Origin of the sequence: Echinicola rosea (assembly GCF_005281475.1) — a bacterium.
Lineage (GTDB): Bacteria > Bacteroidota > Bacteroidia > Cytophagales > Cyclobacteriaceae > Echinicola > Echinicola rosea.
In genome coordinates, this window is sequence record NZ_CP040106.1 from 19,008 (window position 1) to 31,988 (window position 12,981).

11 protein-coding genes are annotated in these 12,981 nt (G+C 43.7%); 2 read left to right on the forward strand and 9 right to left on the reverse strand.

Translation table 11 applies throughout. The features are described from left to right. Positions 1–243: 243 nt before the first annotated feature. The 7 genes from rny to rpsT all read right to left on the reverse strand — a co-directional run bounded on the left by rny (position 244) and on the right by rpsT (position 7,104). Positions 244–1,803, reverse strand: coding sequence for a ribonuclease Y (gene rny, locus FDP09_RS00100; RefSeq protein WP_373289269.1), 1,560 nt, complete (start codon positions 1,801–1,803; stop codon positions 244–246). Between the two features lie 71 nt (positions 1,804–1,874). Continuing rightward, positions 1,875–2,159: a cell division protein ZapA gene (locus FDP09_RS00105; RefSeq protein WP_137400730.1), complete on the reverse strand. Its 285-nt coding sequence runs from the start codon at positions 2,157–2,159 to the stop codon at positions 1,875–1,877. A 2-nt stretch (positions 2,160–2,161) separates the two neighbouring features. Further along, on the reverse strand, positions 2,162–2,446 hold the full coding sequence (locus FDP09_RS00110; protein ID WP_137400731.1) for a hypothetical protein: 285 nt from the start codon (positions 2,444–2,446) through the stop codon (positions 2,162–2,164). Between the two features lie 4 nt (positions 2,447–2,450). After that, positions 2,451–4,862 carry a phenylalanine--tRNA ligase subunit beta gene (gene pheT, locus FDP09_RS00115; RefSeq protein WP_137400732.1) on the reverse strand — a complete coding sequence of 804 codons (2,412 nt, stop codon included), beginning with the start codon at positions 4,860–4,862 and terminating at the stop codon, positions 2,451–2,453. A 63-nt stretch (positions 4,863–4,925) separates the two neighbouring features. After that, entirely contained in the window at positions 4,926–5,543 is a 618-nt protein-coding gene (locus tag FDP09_RS00120) for a DUF1684 domain-containing protein (protein WP_137400733.1), read from the reverse strand. A 6-nt stretch (positions 5,544–5,549) separates the two neighbouring features. Further along, complete coding sequence (gene radC, locus FDP09_RS00125) at positions 5,550–6,245, reverse strand: RadC family protein (RefSeq protein ID WP_137404899.1); 696 nt, start codon at positions 6,243–6,245, stop codon at positions 5,550–5,552. 604 nt (positions 6,246–6,849) lie between these two features. Then, positions 6,850–7,104, reverse strand: a complete 255-nt coding sequence (gene rpsT, locus FDP09_RS00130) for a 30S ribosomal protein S20 (protein WP_137400734.1) — start codon at positions 7,102–7,104, stop codon at positions 6,850–6,852. A 213-nt stretch (positions 7,105–7,317) separates the two neighbouring features. On the opposite strand from rpsT, the gene FDP09_RS00135 reads away from it, so the two are divergent. After that, positions 7,318–8,268 (forward strand): zinc dependent phospholipase C family protein, encoded by a 951-nt coding sequence (locus tag FDP09_RS00135; RefSeq protein WP_137400735.1) that lies wholly within the window; start codon positions 7,318–7,320, stop codon positions 8,266–8,268. A 99-nt stretch (positions 8,269–8,367) separates the two neighbouring features. Here FDP09_RS00135 and FDP09_RS00140 read toward each other — a convergent pair whose 3' ends face one another. Both FDP09_RS00140 and ettA read right to left on the reverse strand, forming a co-directional pair. Next, entirely contained in the window at positions 8,368–9,675 is a 1,308-nt protein-coding gene (locus FDP09_RS00140; RefSeq protein WP_137404900.1) for a pyridoxal phosphate-dependent aminotransferase, read from the reverse strand. Between the two features lie 130 nt (positions 9,676–9,805). After that, on the reverse strand, positions 9,806–11,485 hold the full coding sequence (gene ettA, locus FDP09_RS00145) for an energy-dependent translational throttle protein EttA (RefSeq protein WP_137400736.1): 1,680 nt from the start codon (positions 11,483–11,485) through the stop codon (positions 9,806–9,808). Positions 11,486–11,627: 142 nt separating this feature from the next. Here ettA and FDP09_RS00150 point away from each other — a divergent pair, with 142 nt between their 5' ends. Next, a complete protein-coding gene (locus FDP09_RS00150) occupies positions 11,628–12,908 on the forward strand; it encodes a DUF349 domain-containing protein (RefSeq protein WP_137400737.1) in 1,281 nt (426 codons plus the stop codon). Positions 12,909–12,981 lie beyond the last annotated feature (73 nt).

A 12,981-nucleotide genomic window follows, 5' to 3' on the forward strand; every position in this document is an offset into this window, starting at 1 on the left:
ATTTTACTTTTTAAATAAAAAAATATATTTTATTAATATAATTCAATTTGATTTACCTAAAACAGCGGAAAAACAATTTGTATCCAAAAATAAGCAAATTATCTACAATTATAAATCAGTTGCTCCAAATCCTCCCTACCAAAATAAAAAACCGCGATCCATATAAAGTCTTCCAAAAATAGGGTAAACTTTATACAAATCGCGGATTCAAATACTTTCGCACCGAATCAGGTTTTCAAGCTATCACTTAGCGTAGTTGACAGCTCGCATTTCTCTGATCACCGTTACTTTTATTTGCCCAGGATACTGCATTTCCTTTTCGATCTTTTGGGAGATGTCAAAGGAAAGCTTTCCTGCTGTAGTATCATCTACATTTTCAGCATCCACTAACACCCTCAACTCACGCCCTGCTTGCATCGCAAAACACTTGTTCACCCCATCAAAACTCAATGCCAAATCTTCCAAGTCTTTCAAGCGCTTGATATAGCTGTCCATAATTTCCCTTCTGGCACCTGGCCGAGAACCGGAAATAGCATCGGAAGCCTGCACAATAGGAGAGATCATGGAAGTCATCTCGATCTCATCGTGGTGAGCACCAATGGCATTACATACTTCTGGATTTTCCTTGTATTTTTTAGCAAGCTCCATGCCCAAGATGGCGTGAGGAAGCTCGGCCTCTTCTGGATATACCTTCCCAATATCGTGAAGCAACCCTGCTCTTTTGGCAAGTTTGGCATTGAGCCCCATCTCTGCAGCCATAGTAGCACATAGTTTGGCCACTTCCCTGGAGTGCTGCAGTAGATTCTGTCCATATGAAGAGCGGAAACGCATCCTACCGACCATCCTGATCAATTCCGGATGAAGGCCATGCACACCAAGATCGATACAAGTCCGTTCACCGATCTCCACAATCTCTTCCTCGATATTCTTTTCGGTCTTCGCTACGACTTCCTCGATACGGGCAGGGTGGATCCTTCCATCCTGAACAAGCCTATGCAGTGACAACCGCGCAATCTCTCTTCTCACCGGATCAAAACCAGAAATAATGATGGCCTCGGGTGTGTCATCGACTACGATTTCCACGCCAGTGGCCGATTCCAGTGCCCGGATATTCCGTCCCTCTCTACCAATGATTTTTCCTTTGATATCGTCACTTTCGATATTAAAGACAGACACACAGTTTTCGACGGCATGCTCAGTCGCTGTCCGCTGGATCGTGTCCAGAACAATTTTCTTGGCCTGCTTGGTAGCGGAAAGTTTCGCTTGGTCGAGGATATCCTTGATATGCGAGGAAGCCTTGGTATGCGCTTCATCTTTTAGCATCACCACCAACTGATCACGCGCCTCTTCCTTGGTCAATAGTGCCACTTTTTCTAAGTCAGCGATGCGCTGGTTAGTTACCCTATCCAGTTCATCCTTCTTGACCTGTACAGCATGTAGCTGGGCACTGAGATTTTCTTTTTTGCTATCAAGCTCAGCTTCTTTCCGCTTGATCTGTTCCATCTCCTTGGAGAGGATCTGCTCGCGCTGCTTGAGCTTACCTTCATTGGTGATAAGAATGTTCTTCTTCTTATTCACTTCCTCCTCAAAATCTGCTTTGAGCTTAAGGTATTTCTCCTTGGCTTCCAGCATTCGATCCTTTTTGAGGGATTCTGCGTTCAGCTCAGCTTCCCTGAGAATACTTTTCGCTTTCTCTTGCGCATCTTGTTCTACTTTCTGGTTGTTCTTTTTGAGAAAAAAACCAACCACTACTGCCCCTAATGCCAGGCCGACTATGCCGGCAATTATTGTGTATATTACCATAGGTATTTTAGGTTAATAAAAGACCTACCGGTAGCTGAAAAACCTTGTCCGGAGTACGAAGAATAAAATAATTACAATACGGATTTCAGTTGGTTGTTGATACTTGATAGTGCGGCCGTGATCTGTTCACTGTCCTCTGTATTCACCTCATTGACTTCCATGGCCTCTACCATGCAGTCAAAGGCCACCATCGCCAAGAGGTCTTGCCTGTCATCTAAACCAAACTCTTCTCTATATCTTTTTAATTTATCATTAATCAATTTACCTGCACGTCTGATTTTCGCTTCATCTTCCGCCTTCACCTTCATAGGGTATTCCCTATCTCCTATTTTTATTCTTATCGAAAGCGTATCCATAACTATTCAGACAGGTGGGTAATGATCTTATCGATCTCTTTTATATAATTATCTATTCTATTTCGCAATTCAGCAGACGCTATGTTTTCTACCGGTATGTTGTTTACAATTTTACTAATTTTAATTTGATTTTTAAAATGGTCCAATGAAGTCTCCTTTTCCTGCAATTTCTGTTGCAAGTGATCCACTTGTGCTTCCAGTGATTGCTTGTCCAGCTCTAGCTGTTCAAGCTTCTTGGTCACCTTGTTGGTAAGTTGCTGCAGCTGTTGGAGTTCTTCGTGAATCATCTTATCATTTTCTAATCAACGCCCCAATTTCCTTTTCAAAAGACTTCATCAATCGGCCCATGGACTGATCAATGATCTTATCGGTGAGTGTCTTGGTATTATCCTGAAGATAAAAACTCAGCGCATAGGCTTTTTTACCTGCCTCAATTTTATCTCCCTGATAAACATCAAACACCCCTATGTGCTTCAAAAGCTTTCCTCCTGCTTTCTCAGCCACTTTTCTTACCGCATCAAATGACACAGACTTATCAATTACCAATGATAAATCCCTACGGACTTCCGGAAACTTAGAGATCTCCGCATATTGCTTCAGGCCACTTGCTTTCTTCAACAAATAATCCCAACGCAATTCTGCAAAAAGCACTTCTTGCTTTACATCAGCCAATTTGGTGATTTCCGATGACAATAACCCCACTTTGCCAATTTCCTTTTCGCCAATTTTAAGCTTAAGGGCATAATCAAAAGGTGCATCATGGATGATTTCCACCGCTGGCACACGAACATTCAGCTTATCCAATAGCCGCTCCACCACCGTATAAAGATCCGGGAAAGCCACTTCCTTGGAAGGCTCAAGCCAACTTTCCGCAGCTTTTTTGCCCGTCAGAAACATGGACAGGTGTTTTTCTTCACGGTATCCCTCTTGCTCCTTAAAGTAGGCCGTGCCGAATTCGAAGAATTTCAGATCTGTCTGCCGACGGTTGATATTATGTGCCAATACCTCCAGTCCGGTGAACAGCAAACTCTGTCTCATGACACCAAGGTCCTCACTTAGCTTATTGTAGATCTCTACATTCTCCGCTGTATTAAGAAAACCCGATTTCTCTGAATAACCTGGCTTGGTCAGTGAATTGGTCATTATCTCAAAATACCCCATCCCGGTCAGCAATTCAGAAACCCTGTATTGCAATTTATTGGTATCCTTGGCCGGATGTTCGGCCAAGAAGCTGGATTGATAGGTATCCGAAAGCAGGACATTTTCGAAACCATAAATCCTCAGGATCTCTTCAATGATGTCTGCTTCACGTGTCACATCCACACGATAAGGCTTTACAATCGCCGTAAAACCTTTTTCATCAGGATTTGTCACGTCAATATCAAGGCTTTTCAAGATGCTATGCACGTGCTCCTTTGGGATATGCTTTCCTATCAAACGGTCGATATGGGCATACTTTACGCTCACCTCAAAATCCGCGATGGGCGATGGATAAAGATCGGTTATTGCTGAAGTGATCTCCCCTCCTGCAATTTCCTTGATGAGCAATGCGGCTTTCTTAAGCGCAAGAACGGGCATATTGGGATCAGTACCTCTTTCAAAGCGGAAAGAGGCATCCGTTTTCAGCCCATGTACCAGGCTACCCCTTCTGATCACATCAGGAGAGAAATAGGCACTCTCAAGGAATATAGCGGTAGTTCCGTCACTGACTCCAGAGCCAAGACCGCCAAACACCCCAGCGATGCACAATCCACCATCTTCGTCACAGATCATCAACTCTTCCCCCGTCAGCTTGCGCTCTTTCTCATCCAATGTGGTAAAGGAAGTACCCTTGGGAAGTTTTTTGACTATTATTTTATCGCCCTTCACCTTGTCCAAATCAAACGCATGCAACGGCTGACCTAAGTCATGCAAAATGAAATTGGTAGCATCCACTACATTATTGATAGGCTCAAGGCCAATGGCTTTTAAGTAGTTTTGAAGCCACTCAGGCGAAGGTCCCACCTTGATATTGGAAATGGTCAATCCCGCATAGCGCGGACAATCGGTGGCATCTTCCACCACCACTTCTACCGGTCTTGAAGTATTGTCCACCTTAAACCCACTGACATCAGGCATCTCCAGGTCTCGGGCCAACAAGGCTTTTAGATCACGGGCCACCCCTAGATGGGAAGCGGCATCCGCTCGGTTTGGGGTCAAGCCTATTTCCACTACATCAGTGGTGGTCACTTTAAAATATTCACCAGCAGGAGTTCCGTTTGGCAGCTCCGTGTCCAGCACCATGATACCATCATGATCCTGACCAAGGCCAAGTTCATCCTCGGCACAGATCATACCTTGCGAAACTTCTCCACGGATTTTCGCCTTTTTTATGACAAAAACATCCCCGTCTGGTGTGGACAGCGCTGCCCCTACAGTAGCGACCACTACTTTTTGTCCTTTGGCGACATTTGGTGCACCACAAACGATCGGAACCACTTCCGGGCCCACGTCCACGGTAGTTTTTTTCAGTCGGTCTGCATTTGGGTGAGCTTCACAGGTAAGTACCTCTCCGATCACCACTCCACGCAGTCCACCAGCAATGGATTCAAAGCGCTCCACTCCTTCTACTTCCAGTCCAGACTGGGTAAGGAGCTCAGCAATCCTCTCCGTGGTTTCTTCAAATGGTATATAGTCTTTTAATCTATTGACAGAAATTTTCATGTATTCGGAATGATTTCTCTAAATTAAAGAGCAAATTTAAGATAATTGCCAATGGCAGAAAGCTTATTTCAAGTAATTTTTCTCCCCTGCTTTGATTGGAAGATCCAAAATATTCTCTTTTGGAGGAATGGGGCAAGCAAAATCGGGATTATAAGCACAATAAGGGTTATATGCCAAGTTAAAGTCAATGGTAATACTGTTCATTCCATCCTGCCGAAGATTTAAATATCTCCCCCCGCCATAGGTGAGTTCTCCACTGGTCTCGTCGGCAAACGGCAAGAAAAAATTCTTTTTGTCTGGCTCATCAGCCGCCTGCAAAAGCAATAACCTGCACGACTTGCCCTCCAATTCAAAATCCACATAACTGTGCTTCACATAGGTCTCCATCGACCCGTCTGTCATCGGGATTTCCAAGAGTTGCTTTTGCTGAAGCGGTACCATTCGGGCACGGACGCTGTACTTTTCATCCACCGGAAAACAAACCAAGCTATCAAAAGCCAGCTTTTGTTTGTCCGTAAGGGGCGATTCATCGTTATACCTTAAAAATTTATACTGCCGCTCCCGCTCGTCCAAGATCTTCTGCCGGTAGTCTTCGCTATTTTGTCCTCCAAAAAACATATAACCCACTGCCGCCAAGACGACTACTCCCACTATTCCCAATAAAACCTGCTGCTGCTTCATTTATTTTTAGATCATTGATTCATCTGCGAAGCTAAAATAACCAACATCTGTGAAAATCAAATGATCTATAATGGGCAACTCCATTTTTCCACCCAAATCCACCAGTCTTTTGGTCAGTCTCTCATCCGCTTCCGAGGGCTTCCGTGTACCGGAGGGATGGTTATGCACAAGTACAACTGACGAAGCCCCATGTTCCAGTGCCGCCTTAAACACCAGCTTGGGATCCACGACTGTTCCACTTGTCCCCCCCTTACTGATCAGCGCTTTCCGGATAACGCCATTTGCCCGGTCCAGGAGCAACGCATAAAAATACTCCACTGATTCGTCAAGAAGCTCGGGCCTCATCAGTTCATACACGTCCTTTGAGCAAGTGATTTTTGGCTTTTTGGGAATTTCAAGCAGCTTCCGTCGCCTGCCCAGCTCCAAAGCACTCACAATTGCAATGGCCTTTGCCTCGCCGATCCCTTTAAACTTCTTCAGGTCGTTGACAGAGAGTCGCGCCAATGCCGCAAGGTTATTTTCCACACTTGCCAAAATATGTTTGGACAGGTCCACTGCACTTACAGACGCCGTCCCCGAACCTATCAAGATCGCGATAAGTTCTGCATCGGTCAATACCGCCTTCCCTTTTAACTGAAGCTTCTCCCTAGGCCGGTCTTCTTCTGCCAAGGAAGATATTTTTATAGACTGGTAAATTTCCATCATTAAAAAATCTGGTGAAACAAATCTCTGGTCAATGGCCAGTTAATTTATTCAAAAAAAACACGGATGACCAAAGGTATTGTCATTATCCATACTCCCTTACCAAAAAATGGCAAAATAGTCTCAAAATCGGTTGTTTATAACACCACTAGCGGTAGTGAATAAACATGGATCAAGCGTAAAAGTTGGGAGCTGACAGTTTTCTTAATGGCAAAACCACCGATACATAAAAACGCCATAGAAGTCCCAAAGGCACCAAGCGCATGTTGAACTTACATTGTAAGATTACACTCAAAAGCTAGCCCCAGAGGGGTATATAGTTATAACCAAGGGTGAAGCATATGGTAAATTGCCCATCCTACGTTTTCGGTTTTAGCCGCATTTCTTTCCTATTCCCCATGAATTCCCGCTAAAACCCATTCGTGCGGATGGAGGAAGCCCATTGTTTTAACGGTATGAAATTTTCTTTGATAAGACCATGGCAACATTCGTCCCCCCAGAAATATTGCTTGATCCATAAACATGTAGAAATTCACGGCCCTAGAAACAAAAAAGCCTTGCCGCTTAGCGACAAGGCTTTAATAAAAGTCTTATATCCACACTATTAACCTAGCGCATTAACAAGTTTTGCCAAACTTGATTTTTTGTTGGCTGCATTATTTTTATGGATAATGTTTTTCTTAGCAAGCTTATCGATCATAGAAGAAACTTTCTTGAACAACTCCTGAGCTTCCACCTTGTCAGTAGTATGTCTCAATTTCTTAATGAAAGTTCTCGTAGTCTTCGCTTGATATTTGTTTCTCAAACGCTTGGCTTCGTTTGCACGAATTCTCTTAAGAGCTGATTTGTGATTTGCCATATCTTATTTTTACTTAAATTTCTTTGATTTCGCCACTATCCATTAATAGGAGTGCAAAGTTAACTGTTTTATTTATAATCACAAAAGGATTAATCAACTATACATCAGAAAGTTTTCAAACAATCCGAATATTACTCCCAAATCCTTCCTATTCAGCTGCAAATGTAATCATTTTCGTTTTTCAATTCTCCATATTTTTTACTATTTTTCTTTATGAAACGAATTATACTTTTTGTTTTTTTGCTACTGTTTGCACTTCAGGCTTTTGGATTTTGGGGATTTTACGCCCACAAAAAGATCAATCGCCTTGCCGTTTTTTCCCTCCCCCTCGAAATGATCGGCTTCTATAAGGAAAATATCGTGTACATTACTGAAAATGCCGTCAACCCAGACAAAAGACGCTATGCGGTAAAAGGAGAGGCAGAAAAGCACTATGTCGATGCAGACGTTTATGGAGACAGTGCCGTCTATACTTTGCCGCGATACTGGGACGAAGCAGTGGAGCAATACGGTGAAGACAGTTTAAGAAAATACGGTATTGCGCCATGGAACGTCCAATTTGTACAAAGCCGTCTCACCAAAGCCTTCAAAGACAAGAATGCCAAAGCAATCCTCAGGCTATCCGCTGATTTGGGTCACTATATTGGTGACATCAATGTCCCACTACACACCACCGTAAATTACAATGGACAGCTTACCGGACAAGAAGGCATCCACGGATTTTGGGAAAGCAGGATACCTGAGCTGCTTTCGGCCGACTTCGACCTTTTTATCGGAAGAGCAGAATACATCCAAAACACACAGCTTGCTGCTTGGGAGGCCGTCATCCAAGCCCATGAAGCGATGGACAGCGTATTGCATTTCGAAAAAAAACTGAGCAAAAAATTCAGTGATGACAAAAAATATAGTTTTGAGGAACGTGGAACCATAAACACCAAGGTGTATTCCAAACCCTTTACCATTGCTTATGACCAGATGCTGGATGGCCAAGTAGAAAGACAAATGAAACGTTCTATCAAAATGATAGCCGACTTTTGGTACACTGCATGGGTGGACGCTGGACAGCCTGACCTGACACCGCTACTAAACCAAAAAATCCCTGAAGCAACATGGCAAAAATCTTCTCAGGAGAACAAGGTCAAAGCCCGCAACCATGAATTTTAGGCTTTTCACAAAATAAGGCACAAGCTCTGCTTCATTGGCCCATGCCTGTACCTTATTATTGCCATTAGCAGCTAATTTTGAGGTTCATTATCACAGCTCTTAAGCAGAGTTCAGGTAAAAACGGATGCTATTGGCGATCCGGGTAAATGTATCCCTAAACTTATCTTCGTCTTCTTCCAATAACGTCACCCGAAAACCCCTAAGGCTAGAACAAAATGAACTTACAGGCACCACGCAGATTCCTTCAGACGCCAGAAGGTTATATACAAATCGTTTATCATGTGGCATATCATCCTCATTGAGCCATTGTGCCAAATATCCCTTTACACGTACATCCTCCACAGGAAGGTACTGTCGCTCATTGAGCATGGATTCATCAAAGACGATGGTGTTATAAAACGCCCCCTTGGTCTTATTGAATTTGATCCCTGGGACACCTGAGAGCACCTCTTCCATGATCTGGCTCCTTTTGCCAATTCGGTCATTGGCATTTTTGCGGTAAGGCAGGTATTCGGGATGGCTCATGATCTTGGGAATCGCCAGCTGGGGCAGCATGGTAGAGCACACCTCTATCATTTTGGCATTTTCCAATGTAGTGCAGAGCTTATTAAACTCCTCTGAGGCATTCTTATTATAGAATTCCATCCAGCCACACCGCGACCCTGGCCAAGGAAATTCCTTTGAAATCCCCTTGAGGGATATTCCTGGCAGGTCCCCGATTACCTCGGACAGGGTAATGGCCTCATGGCCATTATAAGTAATATTTTGGTAAATTTCATCGGCAATCAGCAAAAGGTTAAACTCACGGGCAATGGCCACAAAGCGCTCCAGCACCTCTCTTGGATAGACCATACCAGTGGGATTGTCAGGATTAATGATCAAAAGGCCTACGATATTGGGATTGTATTTTACTTTATTGTACAAATCGTCCATATCAGGATACCAACTTTTGTCGGGATCCAACCTGTAGGTTATGGGAAAGGTATTGGCATGTGCAGCTTCAGCAGAGCTATGGGTAGAGTAAGCTGGAGAAGGCCCTATGATCCTGGCAGTAGGGATCAGAAACTGGTACAACTTGGCAATGGCGTCTCCGAGACCATTAAAAAACAAAATATCATCCGCGGAAATCTGAACTCCGCTACGCTTATTGTTCAGCCCTGCAAGGTACTGCCGAGTATTCAACATCCCTTTGGAGTCTGAATAACCATAGGTCTTGTCATCACTGACTAGATCCTTTACGATATCCTTCATCCATGCCGGAATAGTATTGCTCTTCTGGATGGGATCACCGATATTTTCCCAAGTGATCTCAAATCCCAAACCTTCTATAATCTTTGCTTTTTTTACGATTCCCCTGATTTCGTAGTTCAGTTCATCGGCCCCTGGGGCCAGCAAAATCTGTCTGATCATAACACTCCCAATCAATAATGCATTTTAAAATTTCCGCCAAAGGTAGGGAAAATTAATTCCCCGACCTCCTCGTAGCGGCAATAAAATTTGGCACACACACCCTTTCACAAACTTTACCTGGGCTTGATCATTTTAGCTTCTTGTATTTAATTCTCTTGGGATCCACATCGCCCAGTCGTTTTCTTTTGTTCTCCTCATAATCTGTAAAATTCCCTTCAAACCAATACACTTGAGAATCCCCTTCGAATGCCAGAATGTGAGTACAAATCCTATCCAAGAACCACCGGTCGTGGGAAATCACCACCGCGCAGCCACCAAAGTTTTCCAACGCTTCCTCCAGTGACCTCAGTGTATTGACATCCAAGTCATTGGTAGGCTCATCGAGCAGGAGCAAATTACCATTTTCCTTTAGGGTCAGAGCCAAATGAACCCGGTTTCTTTCCCCTCCGGAAAGTATGCCTACTTTTTTCTCCTGATCCGATCCGGAGAAATTAAACTTACTGACATAAGCCCTGGCGTTCATTTCTTTATTGCCCAGCTTGATATTTTCGTTTCCCTCAGAGATCGTTTGGTAAACACTTTTATTGGCATCCAACAGGTCATGCTCTTGATCCACATATGCCAATTGGACAGTTTCCCCTACCTCAAAGCTACCGGCATCGGGTTGTTCATTTCCAGTAATCAGCTTGAACAAGGTCGATTTACCGGCACCGTTTGGCCCGATGATACCTACAATTCCCCCTTGGGGAAGAGCAAATGTCAAATCTTCAAAAAGCAACTTGTCCCCGTAGGACTTCGAAACACCGTTCACCTCGATCACCTTCGACCCCAATCTCGGCCCAGGCGGGATGTACAGCTCCAGCTTGGATTCATGCTCCTTGGCATCCTCTCCCACCAATTTTTCATAAGCATTCAGACGGGCTTTCCCTTTGGCTTGCTTGGCCTTGGGAGTCATCTTGATCCATTCCAGCTCCCTTTCAAGTGTCTTCTGGCGTTTGGATTCAGATTTCTCTTCTTGTGCCAGTCGTTTTTGTTTTTGATCCAACCAGCTACTGTAGTTGCCTTTCCATGGGATCCCCTCTCCCCTGTCCAGCTCGAGGATCCAACCGGCGACATTATCCAAGAAATAACGGTCGTGGGTAACGGCAATCACAGTACCCTTATACTGCTTTAAGTGCTGTTCTAACCAGTGCACTGACTCCGCATCCAAGTGGTTGGTAGGTTCATCCAGGAGGAGTACATCCGGTTCCTGCAGCAATAATCGGCAAAGTGCCACCCTCCGTTTCTCTCCACCAGAAAGATTGCCGATTAGGGCATCACTCGGTGGAAGCCTTAGCGCATCCATGGCCTTGTCAAGTACCACATCAAGCTCCCAGGCATTGGCCGCATCCAGTTTTTCCTGGACTTCTCCCTGTTTTTCGATCAGCTTATTCATGGCATCAGGATCCTCCATGACGGCAGGATCCATGAATTTTTCGTTGATTTCCTCAAACTCTTTGAGCAGGGCGACCGTATCTGACACGGCCTCTTCCACCACTTCTTTGACGGTTTTTTCAGGATCCAAATCAGGCTCTTGCTCCAGCATCCCTACGGAATACCCAGCAGACCAAGCGACTTCTCCCTGGTACTCCGTGTCCACCCCGGCTATAATTTTAAGCAAAGAACTCTTTCCAGACCCATTCAGGCCCAAAACACCAATTTTAGCCCCATAAAAAAAAGACAGGTAAATATCTTTCAACACCTTCTTTTGGGGAGGGTAGATTTTTGACACCCCGGCCATTGAAAATATAATTTTCTCGTCACTCATATTTATTTATTTTACCTTATGGTTATATTTATGTTGTAACAAATATGGCAAATAATCGCCTTCTTTAGGATAAATGCATCTTAATTAATTAATTTGCACAAAACAAGCATTAGCCAACTTACCACCAACCTATTAAATCGAGATGGAGCATCCATACGGATACATTAAAGACGACAAAGTTTATTTAAAAGGTTTTTTGAATCAGGAGGACAGAGTGATTGGAGAGGTCAAGGAAAGCGAAGCCTCCACTATCAAGTACTTTGAAGATCGGTTTGAACTAGCGAAGAAGAAAGTCGCTGACCTGAAGAAAGACATCGAAGAAAATCAGAACAAGGGTTCCTTTCTAATGAAGCTTATTCATTTGAGGGAATCATTGATGCAGTACGATGCCCTTGGGGATTTTGTACCCTTGATCGATGAACTAAACGAACAGGAAGGATACCTAAATGAGATCATCCAAGCCAATCGTGAACGTAACTTGGAAATCAAGCGGGGCCTAATCGAGGAAGCCCGTGAGATCATGAATGATACCGACTGGAAGGAGACATCTGAAAAATTCAGGGACCTAAAGCTTCGATGGATCAAAACAGGGCCTGTATCGCCTGATCTAAAGGATGAGATTGAAGCAGCTTTCAAGGAAACCACGGACACTTTTTTTGAAAATCGCAAAAATTATTTTGACGGCCTTGCCCTTCAGGCAGAAGAAAACATCAAAGTGTATGAATCCCTCGTGGAACAGGCCAGAGAAGCATTTAACATGCAGGATGTAAAGCAAGCCTTCGAGATCAGTAAGCGAATCCAAAAGCAGTGGAAGGAATCTGGAAAAGTACCCGCAGAAAAAAGACAGCCGCTCTGGGACGAGTTTTCAAGACTCAACAACAAGATCTTTGGTCGTTTCAAACGTACCATGCAAAACCGGCCACGTCAGGGCGGTGGCTATAGCAGCCATCCTCCTCGTTTGCGACCATATGAAGTGGTCAAAAAAATAGAAAAACTCGCGGAGTCCATGAGGGACCTCTCGCTAGGGGACACTACACCTGAGAAAATTTCCAAAGCAAAAAGACTACAAGCTGAATGGAAGTCCTTGCCTCCTAAAAAACCTAGGGAAGCACAACAATATTCAAGATTGTTCGTCTTCTTTACTGATATTGTATTTGAAAAATCTTTTTTGCATAAACTTGCAAGATCCAAATATGATAACTACTATGACATGGATGAGCAAGAACAAAGAAAAGTCAAAATCAGCATCATGAAAGACCTGGTCTCCAGAGACGAAAAAGAACTGGAAACAGTCAAAGAAAACTCAGAGAACTTCAGATCACATGAACCTGATTTCGAAACCATGTTGTATAGAAAAATCAGTGCGTACAAACGGAAGCTTGATGTAAAAAATCACATCATTAAGGAACTTTCAAACAAATAATAAGTTAGGCTTAAAAAAAATAAAAGATTTTATATTTTTGCTTCCCCGTGTACAACGGAAACACTTAAAATGT

Bases quoted from the DNA above. Each gene is read 5' to 3' on its own strand.
- rny (WP_373289269.1), bottom strand. From the start codon at position 1,803: ATGGTAATATACACAATAATTGCCGGCATAGTCGGCCTGGCATTAGGG.
- FDP09_RS00105 (WP_137400730.1), bottom strand. From the start codon at position 2,159: ATGGATACGCTTTCGATAAGAATAAAAATAGGAGATAGGGAATACCCT.
- FDP09_RS00110 (WP_137400731.1), bottom strand. From the start codon at position 2,446: ATGATTCACGAAGAACTCCAACAGCTGCAGCAACTTACCAACAAGGTG.
- pheT (WP_137400732.1), bottom strand. From the start codon at position 4,862: ATGAAAATTTCTGTCAATAGATTAAAAGACTATATACCATTTGAAGAA.
- FDP09_RS00120 (WP_137400733.1), bottom strand. From the start codon at position 5,543: ATGAAGCAGCAGCAGGTTTTATTGGGAATAGTGGGAGTAGTCGTCTTG.
- radC (WP_137404899.1), bottom strand. From the start codon at position 6,245: ATGGAAATTTACCAGTCTATAAAAATATCTTCCTTGGCAGAAGAAGAC.
- rpsT (WP_137400734.1), bottom strand. From the start codon at position 7,104: ATGGCAAATCACAAATCAGCTCTTAAGAGAATTCGTGCAAACGAAGCC.
- FDP09_RS00135 (WP_137400735.1), top strand. From the start codon at position 7,318: ATGAAACGAATTATACTTTTTGTTTTTTTGCTACTGTTTGCACTTCAG.
- ettA (WP_137400736.1), bottom strand. From the start codon at position 11,485: ATGAGTGACGAGAAAATTATATTTTCAATGGCCGGGGTGTCAAAAATC.
- FDP09_RS00150 (WP_137400737.1), top strand. From the start codon at position 11,628: ATGGAGCATCCATACGGATACATTAAAGACGACAAAGTTTATTTAAAA.